This is a genomic window from Pseudomonas defluvii, assembly GCF_001695625.1.
In the GTDB taxonomy this organism is placed as follows: domain Bacteria; phylum Pseudomonadota; class Gammaproteobacteria; order Pseudomonadales; family Pseudomonadaceae; genus Aquipseudomonas; species Aquipseudomonas defluvii.
Window position 1 is genome coordinate 1 of record NZ_MBPN01000094.1, and the last position, 19259, is coordinate 19259.

The window sequence follows — 19259 nt, forward strand, 5'->3', positions numbered from 1 at the left end:
TGGTGTGCGAGGGGCTGTCTTGATGCTCAGGTTTCAATTGAATCGCAAAAGGCCTGGCCGGGTTTGATCTGGATCAGATGAGCACTATCTGATCGTCTGCGTCGCAAAGACCCGTGGCGTCAAGGTATTCAGCGTGCGCACGGGTGGTGACAATGGCCTGAAAGCTGATAGATTTCAGGCGGTTGAGGTAGTGGTCGAGCTGTCGGCTGCAGGAAGGAAGAGCTATATGATCGCAAAAGAGTTCCGCCAGGCGGTTGCCCTGGAGCGTTTCGCCGAGGCCAATCCGCAGTTGCTGGCTGAAATTGCCCAGCTTAGCGAGCATGATCAGGCGCAACAGATCCAGTGGGCGTTCGAAGATGAAGCCGAGACGCAGGGGCTCCAGCCCTGGGAACTGGCGCTGCAGCTGATTGCAGCATCTCCCGAGGAGCTGCAGGCCATGCGCCTGGAAGTGCATCGTGAAGTGGCCGAGGCATTGGGCATGAGCTGGGAAGAGTACTGCGGGCTCAATGAGCTCGATGAAGCCGCGCCGTGATGAGCGTCGTGTAGTGTTTTGAAAAGATTTGCCAAGGGTGTGGGTAAAATCGAGCACTGTCTCGTAGTGCCCGGCGCGCCTTGGTTTGCGGGTGTCTGGCCATTTTGGCCGATACCCCTTCATATAAAAGGACCGGTGTGGTTCCCCGTCGTCTTGAACGGGGTGACTTCTGGTGTTTGAGCTACTAGAATGCTTGCCCTTGATTCTGGAGTCGGGTATCGCCGGCTAACGTCTGTGCAACGAGGAATATCCATGCAAGTTTCTGTTGAAAATACTTCCGCTCTCGAGCGCCGCATGACCATCGGCGTTCCGGCCGAGCGCATCGAGACCGAAGTCAACAAGCGTCTGCAACAGACTGCCCGTCGCGCCAAGGTCCCAGGCTTCCGTCCTGGCAAAGTGCCTATGAGCGTGATTCGTCAGCGTTACGAAGACGCAGCACGTCAGGAAGCCCTGGGCGACCTGATCCAGGCCACGTTCTATGAAGCTGTGGTTGAGCAGAAGCTGAACCCTGCTGGCGCCCCTGCCGTCGAGCCAAAAGTGTTCGAAAAGGGCAAGGACCTGGAATACGTTGCCACCTTCGAAGTATTCCCTGAGTTCGCCGTTGCCGGTTTCGAGTCGATCGCCGTTGAGCGCCTGAGCGCCGAAGTGGCTGACGCCGACCTGGACAACATGCTGGAAGTACTGCGCAAGCAGAACGTCCGTTACGAAGTGGCAGAGCGCGCTGCTCAGAACGAAGACCAACTGAACATTGATTTCGTTGGCAAGATCGATGGCGAAGCCTTCGCCGGCGGTTCGGCCAAGGGCACTCAGCTGGTGCTGGGTTCCGGTCGCATGATCCCAGGCTTCGAAGAAGGTCTGGTCGGTGCCAAGGCCGGTGAAGAGCGCGTTCTGAACCTGACCTTCCCTGAGAACTACCAGAACCTGGACCTGGCCAACAAGGCTGCCGAGTTCACCGTTACCGTCAACAGCGTTTCCGAGCCCAAGCTGCCTGAGCTGACCGAAGAGTTCTTCGCCCAGTTCGGTATCAAGGAAGCCGGTGTCGATGGTTTCCGCGCCGAAGTTCGCAAGAACATGGAGCGTGAGCTGCGTCAGGCGATCAAGACCAAGGTCAAGAATCAGGTAATGGACGGCCTGCTGGCTGCCAACCCGATCGAAGTACCAAAGGCCCTGCTGGAAAACGAAGTGAACCGCCTGCGCGTTCAAGCCGTTCAACAGTTCGGTGGCAACATCAAGCCAGAGCAACTGCCGGCTGAGCTGTTCGAAGAGCAAGCCAAGCGTCGCGTCGTGCTGGGCCTGATCGTCGCTGAAGTGGTCAAGCAGAACGAGCTGAAGCCGGACGAAGACCGCGTACGTGAGCTGATCCAGGAAATGGCTTCGGCCTACCAGGAGCCTGAGCAAGTCGTGGCGTGGTACTACAAGAACGACCAGCAACTGAACGAAGTCCGTTCGGTTGTGCTGGAAGAACAAGTTGTGGATACTGTTCTGCAGAAAGCGACTGTGACCGATAAATCGGTCTCTTACGAAGAAGCTGTCAAGCCGGCGCAAGCACCAACTGCCGACTGATTTCCTTCTCTCGTAGGAAAACACCATAAGCCAGCCTTCGTGCTGGCTTATGCGTATTCAAGACATGACTATTTGGGAGTGAGTGCAGGACATGTCCCGCAATTCTTATTATCAGCAGAGCTCTGACATCCAGGCCGCAGGCGGTCTGGTCCCGATGGTTATCGAGCAATCCGCTCGTGGCGAACGTGCCTACGATATTTATTCGCGCCTCTTGAAGGAGCGGATCATCTTCCTGGTTGGCCCGGTAGAGGACTACATGGCTAACCTGGTAGCGGCGCAGATGCTGTTCCTTGAAGCGGAAAACCCGGACAAGGATATCCATCTCTATATCAACTCGCCGGGTGGTTCGGTGACTGCAGGCATGTCGATCTACGACACCATGCAGTTCATCAAGCCAGACGTCTCCACCATCTGCATCGGCCAGGCCTGCAGCATGGGTGCGTTCCTGTTGGCCGGTGGTGCCAAGGGCAAGCGTCATTGCCTGCCGAACTCGCGGATGATGATTCACCAGCCGCTGGGTGGTTTCCAGGGTCAGGCGTCGGACATCGACATCCATGCCAAGGAAATTCTTTCGATCCGTTCGCGTCTGAACGAACTGCTGGCGTTCCACACCGGCCAGTCGATCGAAACCATCGAGCGTGACACCAACCGTGACAACTTCATGAGCGCTCAACGCGCTGCCGAGTACGGCCTGATCGACTCGGTGTTCGACAAGCGTCAAATGACTGCTTGATCGACTCAAAAGCAGGTGCTGGGCCCGCCCAGCCACCTGCGGACTTGAAAAAGCCCGCAATTGCCTTCATCTTGTGTTGCAAGCCTACCGGATTGGATCGATCGAATGACTGACACCCGTAACGGCGAGGACAACGGCAAATTGCTCTATTGCTCCTTCTGCGGCAAAAGCCAGCATGAAGTGCGCAAGTTGATTGCCGGCCCCTCGGTATTTATCTGCGACGAGTGCGTCGACCTGTGCAACGACATCATCCGTGAGGAGGTGCAGGAAGCCCAGGCCGAGAGCAGTGCGCATAAATTGCCTTCGCCGAAAGAAATCAGCGCCATCCTGGACCAGTACGTCATTGGTCAGGAGCGCGCGAAAAAGGTCTTGGCCGTAGCGGTGTACAACCACTACAAGCGCCTGAACCAACGCGACAAGAAAAACGACGACGTCGAACTTGGCAAGAGCAACATCCTGCTGATCGGCCCGACTGGTTCGGGCAAGACGCTGCTCGCTGAAACCTTGGCGCGCCTGCTGAATGTGCCGTTCACCATCGCCGATGCCACCACGCTGACTGAAGCGGGCTATGTCGGTGAGGATGTCGAGAACATCATTCAGAAGCTGTTGCAAAAGTGCGACTACGACGTCGAAAAAGCCCAGATGGGTATTGTCTACATCGACGAAATCGACAAGATTTCGCGTAAGTCGGACAACCCGTCGATTACCCGCGATGTGTCGGGTGAGGGCGTGCAGCAAGCGCTGCTCAAGCTGATCGAAGGCACGGTCGCTTCCGTTCCGCCGCAAGGTGGCCGCAAGCACCCGCAGCAGGAGTTCCTGCAGGTCGATACGCGCAACATCCTGTTTATCTGTGGCGGTGCGTTCTCTGGCCTGGAAAAAGTGATCCAGAGCCGTTCTACCCGCGGCGGCATCGGCTTCACTGCCGAAGTACGCAGCAAGCAGGAAGGCAAGAAGGTTGGCGAGTCGCTGCGTGAAGTCGAGCCGGACGATCTGGTCAAGTTTGGCCTGATCCCTGAGTTCGTCGGTCGTTTGCCCGTGTTGGCAACCCTCGACGAGCTGGATGAGGCTGCCTTGATGCAGATCCTGACCGAGCCGAAGAACGCCCTGACCAAGCAGTACGCCAAGTTGTTCGAGATGGAAGGCGTGGACCTGGAGTTCCGCAACGACGCGCTGCGTTCCGTTGCTCGCAAGGCACTGGAGCGCAAGACCGGCGCACGTGGCCTGCGTTCCATTCTCGAAGGCATCCTGCTCGACACCATGTACGAGATTCCTTCGCAGAAGGATGTCAGCAAGGTGGTGATCGACGAGAGTGTCATCGATGGTTCTTCGCAGCCGCTGTTGATCTATGAGAACAGCGAGCCGCAAGCCAAAGCTGCACCTGATGCCTGAGCCCTTCACCGGCTCGAATCAGCAAGGGGCCTTCGGGCCCCTTTGCTTTTCCTGTCGTAGAGCTTGTTTTTTTCCGGGGCTGCCCCCACATTAGGTTCAAGCTCAAATTCCATCGGTTTTACGGCCACAAGGCCGCTGTAGAGGCGAAATCATGAAGACAACCCTCGACTTGCCTCTTTTGCCATTGCGTGATGTCGTCGTCTATCCGCACATGGTTATCCCGCTGTTTGTGGGGCGCGAGAAGTCCATCGAGGCCCTCGAGGCTGCGATGACGGGCGAGAAGCAGATCCTCCTGCTGGCCCAGAAGAATCCAGCCGACGATGATCCAGGCGAAGACGCCCTGTATCGTGTGGGCACCATCGCTACCGTTCTGCAGCTGCTGAAACTGCCTGATGGCACCGTCAAGGTGCTGGTCGAGGGTGAGCAGCGTGGTGCTGTCGAGCGTTTCAACGAAGTTGACGGGCACATCCGTGCCGAAGTCGCACTGATCGACGAGTCGGAAGCCGCTGACCGCGAATCCGAAGTGTTCGTGCGCACGCTGCTGTCGCAGTTCGAGCAATATGTCCAGCTGGGCAAGAAAGTCCCGGCTGAAGTCCTGTCGTCGCTGAACAGCATCGATGAGCCGGGTCGTCTGGTCGACACCATGGCTGCACACATGGCGCTGAAAATCGAGCAGAAACAGGAAATCCTCGAAATCATCGACCTGGGTGCCCGGGTTGAGCATGTCCTGGCCTTGCTGGATGCCGAAATCGACCTGTTGCAGGTCGAGAAGCGCATCCGCGGCCGGGTCAAGAAACAAATGGAGCGCAGCCAGCGCGAGTACTACCTGAATGAGCAGATGAAGGCCATTCAGAAAGAGCTGGGCGATAGCGAAGAAGGTCACAACGAAGTCGAAGAGCTGAAAAAGCGCATCGACGAGGCGGGCCTGCCCAAGGATGCCTACGCCAAGGCGCAAGCCGAGCTGAACAAGCTCAAGCAGATGTCTCCGATGTCTGCTGAAGCGACCGTGGTGCGCTCCTATCTGGACTGGCTGGTTCAGGTACCGTGGAAAGCTCAGAGCAAGGTCCGCCTGGACCTGGCCAAGGCCGAAGAAATCCTCGATGCCGACCACTATGGCCTGGAAGAGGTCAAGGAGCGCATCCTTGAGTACCTTGCCGTGCAGAAGCGGGTCAAAAAGATCCGTGGTCCGGTGTTGTGCCTGGTGGGCCCGCCTGGTGTCGGTAAAACGTCCCTGGCGGAGTCGATCGCGGCTGCGACCAATCGCAAGTTCGTGCGCATGGCGCTGGGCGGCGTGCGTGACGAGGCCGAGATTCGTGGCCACCGGCGTACCTACATCGGCTCGATGCCGGGTCGCCTGATCCAGAAAATGACCAAGGTTGGTGTACGCAACCCACTGTTCCTGCTCGATGAAATCGACAAGATGGGCAGCGACATGCGTGGCGACCCAGCTTCGGCGCTGCTGGAAGTGCTGGATCCAGAGCAGAACCACAACTTCAACGATCACTACCTTGAGGTCGATTACGACCTGTCGGACGTGATGTTCCTCTGCACCTCGAACTCGATGAACATTCCACCAGCCCTGCTGGACCGTATGGAAGTCATCCGTTTGCCGGGGTACACCGAGGACGAAAAGATCAACATCGCTGTCAAGTACCTGGTGCCGAAGCAGATCAAGGCCAACGGCTTGAAGAAAGGCGAACTGGATATCGACACCACGGCGATTCGCGACATCATTCGCTACTACACCCGTGAAGCCGGTGTGCGTGGCCTTGAGCGTCAGATTGCCAAGGTTTGTCGCAAGGTGGTCAAGGAACACACCGGGCACAAGCAGGTGGCCGTCAAGGTGAGTGGCGATCAGCTCGAGCATTTCCTCGGCGTTCGCAAGTTCCGTTATGGTCTGGCTGAGCAGCAGGATCAGGTTGGCCAGGTTACGGGGCTGGCCTGGACTCAGGTGGGTGGCGAATTGCTGACCATCGAAGCGGCTGTGGTGCCAGGCAAGGGCCAGTTGATCAAGACCGGTTCGCTGGGCGATGTCATGGTCGAGTCGATTACCGCGGCGCAGACCGTCGTCCGTAGCCGGGCCCGCAGCCTGGGTATTCCTGCAGACTTCCACGAGAAGCGTGACACCCATATCCACATGCCGGAAGGGGCTACGCCGAAGGACGGTCCAAGTGCGGGTATTGGTATGTGCACCGCGCTGGTGTCGGCACTGACCCAGATTCCGGTGCGTGCCGATGTGGCAATGACCGGTGAAATTACCCTGCGTGGTCAGGTATTGGCGATTGGTGGTTTGAAGGAAAAACTACTGGCCGCACACCGTGGCGGAATCAAGACGGTGATCATTCCGGAAGAGAATGTGCGGGATCTGAAAGAAATTCCTGAGAATATTAAGCGGGATCTGCAGATTAAACCCGTGAAATGGATTGACGAAGTCCTCCAAATTGCGCTGCAATACGCCCCGGAGCCCTTGCCAGATGTGGCTCCCGAGATTGTCGCAAAGGATGAAAAGCGCGACGGTGATTCCAAGGAAAGAATCAGCACGCATTAATACGTATTTGGTTGGGGGGCTTGGTTGGCGGCAGTTAGAGCCTTTGTTATAGGGCGGCACTTAAATGCCAACTGGCCACCCAGCATCGTTTTGCTTTGATTACATACTTAGAAACATACTCAATAGAGATATAAGGGGACTTAGAGTGAACAAGTCGGAACTGATTGACGCTATCGCTGCATCTGCTGACATCCCGAAAGCTGTAGCTGGCCGTGCGCTGGATGCAGTAATCGACTCCGTCACCGGCGCCCTGAAGGCAGGTGACTCGGTTGTACTGGTAGGCTTCGGCACGTTCTCCGTGACCGACCGTCCTGCGCGTACCGGCCGTAACCCGCAAACCGGTAAGACTCTGGAAATCCCTGCTGCCAAGAAGCCAGGCTTCAAAGCTGGCAAAGCACTGAAAGAAGCCGTCAACTAAGTCGCTTCTTTCAGGCTTACGCCTCGTCGAATAAGGCCATGGCCTGGTTCGACAGCGAAGCGCAAAGGGGGCAAGCCTCTCGAGAGGCGTCTCCTCCGAAAGCTTAGATATCCGGCTTTCGACCGCTTCGCCAGCTACGAGAAGGCGCATCCTCGGATGCGCCTTTCTTCTATCAGGACTCTACCCACGCTCCACGGTTGCTTTATCAGTACAACCGTTTCTGGGGGACGCATGCTGCAGAATATCAGGGACAATTCACAAGGTTGGATTGCCAAGACCATCATCGGTGTCATCGTAGCCTTGATGGCGCTGACCGGCTTCGATGCCATCTTCCGGGCCACCAGCCACAGCCAGGACGCTGCCAAGGTCAATGGCGATGCCATTAGCCAGAACGAGCTGAGCCAAGCGGTCGACATGCAACGTCGCCAGCTGATGCAACAGTTGGGCAAGGATTTCGATGCCTCCCTGCTGGATGAAAACATGTTGCGCGAAGCGGCTCTCAAGGGGCTGATCGATCGCAAACTGCTGCTTCAGGGGGCTCGCGACGCCAAGTTCGCGTTCTCCGAAGCGGCGCTGGATCAACTGATCCTGCAGACGCCGGAGTTCCAGGTTGACGGCAAGTTCAGTGCCGAGCGCTTCGACCAGGTCATTCGGCAGATGGGCTACGGCCGTCTGCAGTTCCGCGAAATGCTGGCGCAGGAAATGCTCATTGGCCAACTGCGTACCGGCCTTGCCGGAAGCGGTTTTGTGACCGACTCGCAGGTTGAAGCATTCGCCCGTCTGGAAAAACAGACCCGTGACTTCGCCTCCATCACCTTCAAGGCAGATGTTGCTGCGAGCAAGGTGAGCGATGACGAGATCAAGGCTCACTACGACGCGCACGCCAAGGAGTTCATGAGCCCGGATCAAGTGGTCATCGACTATCTGGAGCTGAAGAAGTCCGCGTTCTTCGATCAGGTCAGTGTCAATGAAGATGAGCTTCAGGCGCTGTATGAGAAAGAAATTTCCGGCCTCGCCGAGCAGCGTCATGCCGCGCACATCCTCATCGAAGTCAACGACAAGGTGAATGAAGCGCAGGCCAAGGCTCGTATCGAAGAGATTCAACAGCGCCTGGCCAAAGGTGAAGACTTTGCCGCGCTGGCCAAGGAGTTTTCGCAGGACCCGGGTTCGGCCAGCAATGGCGGTGACCTCGGCTTTGCGGGTCAGGGCGTTTACGACCCGGCTTTCGAAGAGGCGCTGTACGCGCTGGACAAGGATCAAGTGTCGGCCCCGGTTCGTACCGACTACGGCTTTCACCTGATCAAGCTGCTGGGTGTGCAAGCGCCTGAGGTGCCAAGTTTCGCCAGCCTGAAAGACAAGCTGACGCGAGAGTTGAAGACGCAGCAGGTCGAGCAGCGCTTTGTCGAGGCGACCAAGCAGCTGGTTGACTCCGCATTCGAGGCCTCCGACCTGAGCCAGCCAGCTCAGGAGCTGGGCTTGAAGGTCAAGACTTCCGAGCCTTTTGGTCGTGAAGGTGGCGAAGGCGTGACGGCTAACCGTGCTGTGATTCAGGCGGCGTTCAGCCCTGAAGTCATGGAAGAGGGCGCTAACAGTTCGTCCATCGAGCTGGACCCTGAAACGGTCGTGGTCATCCGCGTCAAAGAGCATCGCAAACCTGCCCAGCTGCCGCTGGAAGCGGTCGCCGACAGCATTCGCAAGCACCTGGCCAAGGAGCACGCCAGTGCTGCTGTGAAGGCTAAAGGCGAAGCCCTGATGGCCGGCCTGCGTGATGGCAAGATCGCGCCGACAGCGGCGTATGAGGGCCAGAGCTGGAAGGTGCAGGAAGCAGTGACGCGTAATCAGGACGGTATCGATCCTGTAGAACTGCAAGCCCTGTTCCGTATGGGCAAGCCTGAAGCCAAGGACAAACCGCTCTTCGGCAGCGTCAGCCTGGCCGATGGCAGCTTCGTTGTCCTGCGTCTGGATGGCGTCAACGAAGGTTCTGCGGCCACTGACGAAGAGAAGTCGGCCTACCGTCGCTTCCTGGCGTCGCGTGCTGGCCAGCAAGACTTTGCAGCCTACCGCAAGCAGTTGGAAGCCAAGGCGGACATCACTCGCTACTGAGTGACGTTCCTCTAGGGCAGCAACGGCAACCGACAAAGCCCCTGACCGAAAGGCCAGGGGCTTTTGTTTGGGGCAAGTGCCACGGCCTACAGCTTCCTGTGGGAGGCAGGCTTGCCTGTGATGGCTTGGGCGGGGTGTCGCCGCGTTGGTGGCGCCTGCATTGTTGGCCCACAAATACAAACCCCCGCTAAAAAGCGGGGGTTTGTTTGCAACAACGGCTAGGGCTTACTCGGAAAGATCGCCCATGGCGGTGGTGTTGAAGCCACCGTCTACGTACATGATTTCGCCGCTGACGCCCGACGCCAGGTCGGAGCAGAGGAAGGCGCCAGCGTTGCCAACTTCCTCGATGGTGACGTTACGACGCAGTGGGGTCTGGGCTTCGTTGGCAGCCAGCATCTTGCGGAAGCTCTTGATGCCGGAGGCGGCCAGTGTGCGGATCGGACCAGCGGAAACGGCGTTCACGCGGGTGCCCTCTGGGCCCAGGCTGCCGGCCAGGTAGCGTACGCCGGCTTCCAGGCTGGCCTTGGCCATGCCCATCACGTTGTAGTTCGGCATGGTGCGCTCTGCGCCCAGGTAGGACAGGGTCAGCAGGCTGCCATTACGGCCTTTCATCATTTCGCGACCGGCCTTGGCCAGGGCGACGAAGCTGTAGGCGCTGATGTCGTGGGCGATGCGGAAGCCTTCGCGGGTGGTGACGTCGGTGAAATCGCCATCCAGTTGGTCGCCCGGGGCGAAGCCAACCGAGTGCACGATGCAATCCAGGCCGTCCCACTTCTTGCTCAGTTCCTCGAAGACCTTGGCGATCTCTTCGTCGCTGGCAACGTCACAGGGGAAGCACAGCTCAGGGCTGGAGCCCCAGCCAGCGGCGAACTCTTCGACGCGGCCCTTGAGCTTTTCGTTCTGGTAGGTGAAGGCAAGTTCTGCGCCCTCGCGATGCATGGCGGCAGCAATACCGGATGCGATGGACAGTTTGCTTGCGACACCGACGATCAGTACGCGCTTACCGGCGAGAAAACCCATGTGTTGTTCCTCTTCAGGTTAATCGACAGCTGTTGGGGCCAAAAAGGCCGCTTCCAGCAGCTGCTGTGTATAAGTATGTTGCGGTGCAGCGAAAATGCTTGCCGCCGGACCTTGTTCAACCACCTGGCCCTGCTTGACCACGATCAGTTGGTGGCTTAGCGCCTTGATCACCGCCAGGTCATGGCTGATAAACAAGTAGGTCAGGTTGTACTTGGTCTGCAGCGAACGCAGCAGCTCCACCACTTGGCGCTGAACGGTCCGGTCGAGCGCCGAAGTGGGCTCGTCCAGCAGTATCAGTGCCGGTTTCAATACCAATGCCCGGGCAATGGCAATTCGTTGTCGCTGGCCTCCAGAGAACTCGTGAGGGTAGCGGTGCCGGGTTTCCGGATCCAGTCCTACCTCCTTGAGTGCCTCTATGATCGCCTGTTCCTGTTCTGCTGCCGTGCCAATCCGATGGATGCGCAGGCCCTCACCGACGATATCGCTCACGCACATACGTGGGCTGAGGCTGCCGAAAGGGTCCTGGAAGACCACTTGCATCTGCCGTCGGAACGGCCGAACCTGTTGCTGAGAAAGGCAGTCTAGCGCCTTTCCTTGAAAACGTATGGCACCTTGGCTGTGCAGCAACCGCAGAATCGCCAAACCCAGCGTGGACTTTCCGGAGCCACTCTCGCCAACAATCCCCAGGGTTTGGCCCTGAGGCAGGCTGAAATTGATGCCGTCCACCGCCTTGACGTAATCGACTGTTCGTCGCATCAGGCCTTTTTTGATCGGGAACCACACACGCAGGTCTTCGACCTCCAGTAGCGGCTTGCCGATCGGGTTGTTCGCAGGCTGCCCACTGGGCTCTGCGCCCAGCAGCATCTGGGTATACGGATGCTGTGGAGCACTGAACAATTCGTTGCACGACGCTTGTTCGACGATACAACCGCGCTGCATGACACATACGCGATGTGCAATTCTTTTTACTAGGTTCAAATCATGGCTGATCAGCAGCATGGCCATGCCCAGCCGCGACTGCAGCTCCCTGAGCAGGTTGAGAATTTTCAGTTGGACGGTCACGTCCAGCGCGGTGGTCGGTTCGTCGGCGATCAGCAACTCCGGCTCGTTGGCCAGGGCCATGGCGATCATTACCCGTTGACGTTGGCCACCAGAAAGCTCATGCGGGAGCGCCTTGAGGCGTTTGACCGGTTCGGGAATTCCCACCAGGTCCAGCAACTCCAGGGTGCGCTCGGTGGCGGCTTTACCCGTCAGGCCTTTGTGCAGCAGCAGTACTTCGTTGATCTGCTTTTCGATGGTGTGCAGCGGGTTCAGCGAGGTCATCGGTTCCTGGAAGATCATCGCAATGCGGTTGCCACGGATGTGGCGCATTTGCTTTTCGTCCAGTTTCAGCAGGTCGCGTTGCTCATAGTGGATGCTGCCGGAGGGGTGGCGGGCGATCGGGTAGGGCAGCAGGCGCAGGATCGAGTGAGCCGTCACCGATTTGCCTGAGCCGCTTTCGCCCACCAGGGCCAGCGTCTCGCCGCGGCGAATATCGAAACTGATATGTTCGACGGCCCGTTGTATCTGGTCGCCGACGACGAATTCGACGGAAAGGTCGCGGACTTCGATCAAATTGTCCTGATTCATCTTATTTCCTCGGGTCGAAGGCATCGCGGGCGGATTCACCGATGAACACCAGCAGGCTAAGCATCAGCGCCAGTACCGCAAACGCACTGATACCCAGCCACGGTGCTTGCAGGTTGGACTTGCCCTGTGCGACCAGTTCACCCAGCGATGGAGCGCCAGGCGGCAGGCCGAAGCCGAGGAAGTCCAGTGCGGTCAGGGTGCCGATTGCGCCGGTGAGAATGAAGGGCATGAAGGTCATGGTCGAGACCATGGCGTTGGGCAGGATATGCCGGAACATGATCGCGCCATTTTGCATGCCGAGGGCTCGCGCCGCACGCACGTACTCCAGATTGCGCCCGCGCAGGAATTCGGCACGCACCACGTCGACCAGGCTCATCCAGGAAAACAACAGCATGATGCCCAGTAGCCACCAGAAGTTCGGCTGCACGAAACTGGCCAGGATGATCAGCAGGTAAAGCACTGGCAAGCCTGACCAGATCTCCAGGAAGCGCTGCCCGGCCAGGTCTACCCAGCCACCATAGAAACCCTGCAGGGCGCCGCTGATCACGCCGATGATCGAGCTCAGGATTGTCAGGGTCAGCGCGAACAGCACCGAGATCCGAAAGCCATAGATGACCCGCGCCAGCACATCGCGCCCTTGGTCGTCGGTGCCCAGCCAGTTTTGCGCCGAGGGTGGTGCGGGGGCAGGGACTTTCAGGTCATAGTTGATGCTCTGGTAGCTGAAAGGAATGGGCGCCCAGAGTACCCAGCTGTCCTTGGCGGCCAGCAGTTCGCGCATGTACGGGCTCTTGTAGTTGGGCTCCAGCGGAAACTCGCCGCCAAAGGTGGTTTCCGGGTAGCGTTTGACCGCCGGGAAGTACCACTGGCCGTCATAGCGCACGGCGAGGGGTTTATCGTTGGCGATCAGTTCCGCGCCCAGGCTCAGGCCGAACAGGATCAGGAACAGCCAGAGCGACCACCAGCCACGGCGGTTGGCTTTGAAGCGTTCAAAACGCCGGCGATTGAGCGGTGACAGTTTCATCTCATTGCTCCCGGCTTTCAAAGTCGATACGTGGGTCGACCAGGGTGTAGGTCAGGTCGCCGATCAGTTTCACGACCAGCCCCAGCAAGGTGAAGATGAACAGCGTGCCGAACACCACCGGGTAGTCACGGTTGATGGCTGCCTCGAAGCTCATCAGGCCCAGGCCGTCGAGCGAGAAAATCACCTCCACCAACAGCGAGCCAGTGAAGAAAATGCCGATGAAAGCCGAAGGGAAGCCGGCAATCACCAGCAGCATGGCATTGCGGAACACATGCCCGTAAAGCACACGGTTATTGCTCAGGCCCTTGGCCTTGGCGGTGACCACATACTGCTTGTTGATCTCGTCAAGGAAGCTGTTCTTGGTCAGCAGGGTCATGGTCGCGAAGTTGCCGATTACCAGTGCGGTCACCGGTAGTACCAGATGCCAGAAGTAGTCGAGGATCTTGCCGGTGGTGCTCAGTTCATCGAAGTTGTTCGACGTCAGTCCGCGCAGCGGGAACCAGTCGAAGTAGCTGCCCCCTGCGAACAATACGATCAGCAGAATGGCAAACAGAAACGCCGGGATTGCGTAGCCGATGATGATCGCCGAACTGGTCCAGACGTCGAAATGGCTGCCGTGGCGGGTGGCCTTGGCGATGCCCAGGGGGATCGAGACCAGGTACATGATCAGGGTGCTCCACAGCCCCAGGGAAATCGAGACCGGGAGCTTTTCTGCGATAAGGTCGATGACCTTGGCATCGCGGAAGAAGCTTTCGCCGAAATCGAGCCGGGCATAGTTCTTGATCATGATCCACAGGCGTTCCGGCGCCGACTTGTCGAAGCCGTACATGCGCTCGATTTCCTTGATCAGGGCCGGGTCCAGGCCTTGCGCGCCGCGGTAGTTGGAACCGGCTACCGACACTTCGGCGCCGCCGCCGGCAATCCGGCTGGTGGCCCCCTCGAAACCTTCGAGTTTGGCGATCATCTGCTCTACCGGGCCACCGGGGGCGGCCTGGATGATGATGAAGTTGATGACCAGGATGCCCAGCAGGGTCGGGATAATCAGCAGCAGGCGGCGTAGGGTATAGGCCAGCATACTAGTGTGCTCCGCTCGTCGATGCAGTCTCGGTCGGTGCTGCTACGGGCATCACAGGGGTAGTACTGGGTTTGATCCACCAGGTGTTGATGCCAATGTCGAACTTGGGCGGGGTTTGCGGATGGCCGATATGGTTCCAGTAGGCCACGCGCCAGGTTTTGATGTGCCAGTTGGGTACCACGTAGTAACCCCATAGCAATACGCGGTCGAGTGCGCGGGTATGGGCGATCAGGTCTTGCCGCGATTCGGCGTTGATCAGCGATTCCACCAGCGAATCCACGGCGGGGTCTTTCAGGCCCATGAAATTGCGGCTGCCCGGGTTGTCGGCACTGGCGCTTTGCCAATACTCACGCTGCTCGTTGCCCGGGGAGTTGGATTGCGGGAAGCCGCTGACGATCATGTCGAAGTCACGTGAGCGCAGGCGGTTGACGTATTCGGCAACGTCCACCCGGCGAAGGGTCAGATCGATACCAAGGTCGGCCAGGTTGCGTTTGTAGGGCAGCAGGACACGCTCGAACTCGGTCTGGGCCAGCAGAAATTCGATTTTCAGCGGTTTGCCCTGGGCATCGACCATCTTGTCATCCTTGATGCTCCAGCCGGCCTCCTGCAGCAGCTTGTAGGCCTTGCGCTGCTGTTCACGGATCATGCCGCTGCCATCGGTGACCGGGTTGGCGAAGGCCTGGGTGAAGACTTGCTCGGGAACCTTGCCGCGCAGGGGTTCAAGGATCTTCAGTTCGGCGGCATCAGGCAGGCCACGGGCAGCCATCTCGGAGTTTTCAAAGTAGCTGCCGGTGCGGGTATAAGCGCCGTTGAACAACTGCTTGTTGGTCCACTCGAAGTCCAGCAGCAGGCTCAGGGCTTCCCGTACCCGCACATCCTGGAACACAGGACGACGCAGGTTGAAGACGAAGCCTTGCATGCCGGTGGGCAGGCCGTTGGGGATTTCTTCACGGATCAGGCGACCTTCGCGTACCGCTGGGGTGTCGTAGGCCGTTGCCCAGTTTTTGGCGCTGCTTTCCAGCCAATAATCGAACTGCCCTGCCTTGAGTGCCTGCAGGGCGACGGTGTTGTCTCGGTAGTAATCGACCGTCATCTGGTCGAAGTTGTAGAAGCCGCGGTTGACCGGCAGGTCCTTGCCCCAGTAGTTCTTGTCGCGCACGTAGCGAATTGAGCGCCCGGGCTTGACCTCGGCGATGGTGTAAGGCCCGCTGCCCAGCGGGATTTCCAGGTTGCCCTTGGTGAAGTCACGACCTTCCCACCAGTGTTTGGGCAATACGGCGATCTGCCCGAGAATCAGCGGCAGCTCGCGGTTGTTGTTGTGCTTGAACTTGAACAGCACCCGCAGCGGATCTTCGGCGACCACTTCCGCAACGTCGGCATAGTAGCCGCGGTAAAGTGGGGCGCCGTGCTTGATCAGCATGTTGAAGGTGAACACCACGTCCTCGGCGCGTACTGGGTGGCCGTCGTGGAAGCGGGCTTCCGGGCGCAGGTAGAAGCGCACCCAGCTGTTGTCCGGGGCCTTTTCGATCTGTTGTGCCAGCAAGCCGTATTCGCTGAACGGTTCGTCCAGGCTGGCGCGGGCCAGGGTGTCGTAGATCAGGTCGAGGTTGTCCGCCGAGACGCCCTTGTTGATGAATGGGTTTAGGCTGTCGAAGCTGCCGAAGCCATTCTGGCGGAAGGTGCCGCCCTTGGGCGCGTCCGGGTTGACGTAATCAAAGTGCTTGAAATTGGCTGGGTACTTCGGCGCTTCGTTGTACAGGGTCAGCGCATGTTGCGGCGCGGCCAGGGTCTGCAGGCTGAGGCCAGCAAGCAACAGGCCAGCCAGTATGCGAAAGCCGGGCAATGGCGTCATTGGGCATTCTCCGAAGGCTTGAGCCACCAACTGTTAAGGCCCAGGGTATAGGGCGGTGTGGCGACGAAGGCGAACCGATTGCGGTAGGCCAGGCGGTGATTGTTCAGGTACCAGTTGGGAATCATGTAGTGCTGCCAGAGCAGTACCCGGTCCAGTGCGCGAGTGGCCGCAACCTGCTCGTCCCGGCTTTTTGCGGCGAGCAGTACCTCCAGCAAGTGGTCGACCACCGGGTCCTTGACCCCTGCATAGTTTTTGCTGCCTTTGACCGCGGCCTGGCTTGAATGGAAATACTGCCACTGTTCAAGACCCGGGCTGAGGGTCTGGTTGAGCGTCATCAGAATCATGTCGAAATCGAACTGGTCCAGCCGCTGTTTGTACTGGGCGCGGTCAACGGTGCGCAAGCGTGCATCGATCCCGATGCTCGCCAGATTTTCGACATAAGGTTGCAGAATCCGCTCCAGGTTTGGGTTGACCAGCAGGATCTCCAGTTTCAAGCGTTGCCCCTTGGCGTTGAGCAGGCGTTGCCCGCTCAGTTTCCAGCCCGCCTGGTTGAGCAGTGTCAGGGCCTGGCGCAAGGTATCCCGGCCAATGCCCCGGCCTTCGGTGCTGCTGACCTTGAACGGCTGGGTGAACAGCTCTGGCGGCAGTTGGTTGCGGTAGGGCGAAAGAATTAGCCATTCTTGCCCGACAGGCAAGCCAGTGGCGCTGAACTCGCTGTTTGGGTAGAAACTGGTCGCGCGCTGGTAGGCGCTACTGAACAGGGTGCGGTTGGTCCATTCGAAATCCAGCATCAGGCCCAGCGCCTGGCGAACCCGGGTGTCGGCAAAGGTCGCCCGGCGGCTGTTCATGAACAGGCCTTGGGTCTGGGTTGGAATCTGGTGCGGGATCTGCGCCTTGATCACCTCGCCGCGACGTACGGCAGGGAAGGTATAGCCATTGGCCCAGTTCTTCGCCTGGTGTTCGATATAGATGTCGAACTCGCCCGCCTTGAAGGCTTCAAACGCAACATCGCTGTCGCGGTAGAACTCGAACTCAACCCGGTCGAAGTTGTACTTGCCACGATTGACCGCCAGGTCCTTGCCCCAATAGTTACTGACCCGCTCGAACACCAGGCTTCTGCCGGGCTGTACCTGAACAATGCGGTACGGTCCGCTGCCCAAGGGCGGTTCGAAGGTCGTGGCCTTGAAATCGCGTGTTTTCCAGTAGTGCTGCGGCAGTACCGGCATCTCGCCCAGGCGCAGGATCAACAGTGGATTGCCAGCGCGTTTGAACACGAAACGAATCCGCTGAGGGCTGAGGATGTCGACCCGTTGTACTTCCTGCAGGTTGGTGCGGTAAAGCGGATGACCTTCCTTGAGAAGCGTGCGATAGGAAAACGCGACGTCTGTCGCGGTAATCGGGGCGCCGTCGTGGAAGCGCGCTTCAGGACGCAAGTTGAACACCACCCAGCTACGGTCCTCGCTGTACTCGACCGAGCGGGCGATCAAGCCGTAGCTGGACGTCGGCTCATCGCCGGAAGGATCGTACTGGCCGGTACCGACCATGAGGGTTTCGTTCAGCTCGCTCACGCCATACTGCGGGAAGTTCGGCGTGGTTACCGGGCTGCTGCCCTTGAAGGTGTAGGGGTTGAGCGTATCGAACGTGCCAAAGGCCATGGCCCGCAACGTACCGCCCTTGGGCGCTTGCGGATTGACCCAGTCAAAATGGGTGAACTTGGCTGGATACTTGAGCGTGCCAAACTGGGCGTAACCATGGCTTTCGATGATTGTTGCGCCCGCAGGAAAGCTCAAGGCCAGGCTGATTGACAGCAGGAGGGGGCGTATCAAGTCGGGGATCCATTCCAGGCGGCTTGGGCTTTGGTCTGGCTACAGTAACAGCTTGTATCGACAGGAAAAAGAGTACCGGGTCGCACAGGGGCGGCGCGGCACCGAGTTAATGTGCCGTGCGGCCTCAATGAGGCAGATAGACGGTCAGTGTCTGGCCTGGTTTGAGTGCGTGCGCGGTGCTCGGATTCCAGCGTTTGAGGTGCTGCATTTCGACGTTGAAGCGTTTGGCGACCATGTACAGCGAGTCACCTTTGCGCACCTTGTACTGGGTGGAGCGTTGCTTCACGGCACCTTTGGTGTCGCGCAAGGCAAGGGTCTGGCCGACCTTGACGTTGCGCCCGGAAAGCTTGTTCCAGCGTTGCAGATCGTTGACGCTGACACGGTTGGCTTTGGCAATGCTGGCGAGGTTGTCCCCCCGCTTGACCCGGTAGCTACGGGCGGTACCCGCTGTGCCGGGTTCCGCTTCGGCCAATGCGGCTTTGAACACGGCCGGCTTGGGCTGCAAGCTGAGCAACTCTTCGGGCTTCATGTTCGACAGGCTGGTCGTGAGCAGTTGCGCTTTGGCCGTGGGGACCAGCAGTTGCTGTGGGCCATCGACCGTCATGCGTTTTTTGAAGGCCGGGTTGAGCTGATACATCTCGTCTTCGTCGATTTCGGCCAGGGCCGCCACGCGCGAAAGGTCCAGGCGGTCCTTGATCTCGATGGCCTCGAAGTAGGGTTCATTGGCAATCGGGTTGAGGTTTACGCCGTAAGCCTGTGGTGTCAGCACAACTTGCGAGAGTGCCAGCAGCTTGGGCACGTAGTCGCGGGTTTCCTTGGGGAGCGGCAGGTTCCAGTAGTCGGTCGGCAGGCCGAGGCGTTCGTTACGCTCAATGGCGCGGCTCACGGTGCCTTCGCCAGCGTTGTAGGCCGCCAGTGCCAGCAGCCAGTCGCCGTTGAACATGTCGTGCAGGCGTGACAGGTAGTCCAGCGCTGCGTTGGTCGACGCGGTAATGTCGCGCCGACCATCATAGAAACGCGTTTGGCGCAGGTTGAAGTGCCGCCCGGTCGAGGGGATGAACTGCCATAGGCCGACCGCATGGGCGCGTGAATACGCCAGGGGGTTGTAGGCGCTCTCGATCGCGGGTAGCAGTGCCAGTTCCAGCGGCATGTCGCGCTCTTCAAGACGCTCGACGATGTAATGCATGTACAGGCTGCCGCGGTCACCGACCGTTTCCAGGTGCGAAGGGTTACTGGCAAACCACAGGCGCTGTTGCTCGATGCGCGGGTTGACCCCGATATCGTCCTGCAACTTGAAGCCCTGACGCATGCGCTCCCAGACATCATCCGGTGCCTGTTGTGCAGGCTTGTCGTGGATGAAGACCGGTTTTTGCTTCAGTCGGGCCTGGTAGTTGTGCGCGCGAACGCTCTCGGAGTCACCCATATGACTGGTGCTCTGGCAGCCCACGAGCGTGGCAGTCAGAGCCAGCGCGACAGCTTGTGCGACGCGCGTCAGGGTGACGGAATTGAGGGTTCTGCGGCTAAGGGACGACATTGGCTGGAAGTAAGTT

The 19259-nt window shown here is 58.9% G+C and carries 14 protein-coding genes; 7 read left to right on the forward strand and 7 right to left on the reverse strand.

Annotation, left to right across the window (positions count from 1 at the left end):
• Window positions 1-226: 226 nt before the first annotated feature.
• The 7 genes from EKA13_RS20775 to EKA13_RS20805 all read left to right on the forward strand — a co-directional run bounded on the left by EKA13_RS20775 (window position 227) and on the right by EKA13_RS20805 (window position 9286).
• On the forward strand, window positions 227-532 hold the full coding sequence (locus tag EKA13_RS20775; protein ID WP_065761175.1) for a DUF6388 family protein: 306 nt from the start codon (window positions 227-229) through the stop codon (window positions 530-532).
• A gap of 252 nt (window positions 533-784) precedes the next feature.
• Complete coding sequence (gene tig / locus EKA13_RS20780) at window positions 785-2095, forward strand: trigger factor (protein WP_065761176.1); 1311 nt, start codon at window positions 785-787, stop codon at window positions 2093-2095.
• 91 nt (window positions 2096-2186) lie between these two features.
• A complete protein-coding gene (gene clpP / locus EKA13_RS20785) occupies window positions 2187-2828 on the forward strand; it encodes an ATP-dependent Clp endopeptidase proteolytic subunit ClpP (RefSeq protein WP_065761177.1) in 642 nt (213 codons plus the stop codon).
• 105 nt (window positions 2829-2933) lie between these two features.
• Window positions 2934-4217 carry an ATP-dependent Clp protease ATP-binding subunit ClpX gene (gene clpX, locus EKA13_RS20790; protein WP_065761178.1) on the forward strand — a complete coding sequence of 428 codons (1284 nt, stop codon included), beginning with the start codon at window positions 2934-2936 and terminating at the stop codon, window positions 4215-4217.
• Between the two features lie 151 nt (window positions 4218-4368).
• Window positions 4369-6765, forward strand: a complete 2397-nt coding sequence (lon, locus tag EKA13_RS20795) for an endopeptidase La (RefSeq protein ID WP_065761179.1) — start codon at window positions 4369-4371, stop codon at window positions 6763-6765.
• Between the two features lie 145 nt (window positions 6766-6910).
• Entirely contained in the window at window positions 6911-7183 is a 273-nt protein-coding gene (locus tag EKA13_RS20800; RefSeq protein WP_065761180.1) for an HU family DNA-binding protein, read from the forward strand.
• Window positions 7184-7414: 231 nt separating this feature from the next.
• Complete coding sequence (locus EKA13_RS20805) at window positions 7415-9286, forward strand: SurA N-terminal domain-containing protein (protein ID WP_065761181.1); 1872 nt, start codon at window positions 7415-7417, stop codon at window positions 9284-9286.
• Between the two features lie 225 nt (window positions 9287-9511).
• On the opposite strand, the gene fabI is transcribed toward EKA13_RS20805, so the two are convergent.
• From fabI to EKA13_RS20840, 7 genes are all read right to left on the reverse strand, one after another.
• The gene (gene fabI, locus EKA13_RS20810; protein WP_065761182.1) at window positions 9512-10306 is read right to left on the reverse strand and encodes an enoyl-ACP reductase FabI; all 795 of its coding nucleotides are present in this window, start codon (window positions 10304-10306) and stop codon (window positions 9512-9514) included.
• Between the two features lie 18 nt (window positions 10307-10324).
• Entirely contained in the window at window positions 10325-11935 is a 1611-nt protein-coding gene (locus EKA13_RS20815) for an ABC transporter ATP-binding protein (RefSeq protein WP_065761183.1), read from the reverse strand.
• Between the two features lies 1 nt (window position 11936).
• A complete protein-coding gene (locus EKA13_RS20820) occupies window positions 11937-12956 on the reverse strand; it encodes an ABC transporter permease (protein ID WP_065761184.1) in 1020 nt (339 codons plus the stop codon).
• A gap of 1 nt (window position 12957) precedes the next feature.
• Window positions 12958-14031, reverse strand: coding sequence for a microcin C ABC transporter permease YejB (locus tag EKA13_RS20825; RefSeq protein ID WP_065761185.1), 1074 nt, complete (start codon window positions 14029-14031; stop codon window positions 12958-12960).
• Window position 14032: 1 nt separating this feature from the next.
• Window positions 14033-15883 carry an extracellular solute-binding protein gene (locus EKA13_RS20830; protein ID WP_065761186.1) on the reverse strand — a complete coding sequence of 617 codons (1851 nt, stop codon included), beginning with the start codon at window positions 15881-15883 and terminating at the stop codon, window positions 14033-14035.
• Window positions 15880-17709: an extracellular solute-binding protein gene (locus EKA13_RS20835; protein WP_176717461.1), complete on the reverse strand. Its 1830-nt coding sequence runs from the start codon at window positions 17707-17709 to the stop codon at window positions 15880-15882. Before EKA13_RS20835 ends, EKA13_RS20830 begins: the two co-directional genes overlap by 4 nt.
• A gap of 124 nt (window positions 17710-17833) precedes the next feature.
• A complete protein-coding gene (locus EKA13_RS20840) occupies window positions 17834-19243 on the reverse strand; it encodes a transglycosylase SLT domain-containing protein (protein ID WP_065761187.1) in 1410 nt (469 codons plus the stop codon).
• Window positions 19244-19259: the final 16 nt, after the last annotated feature.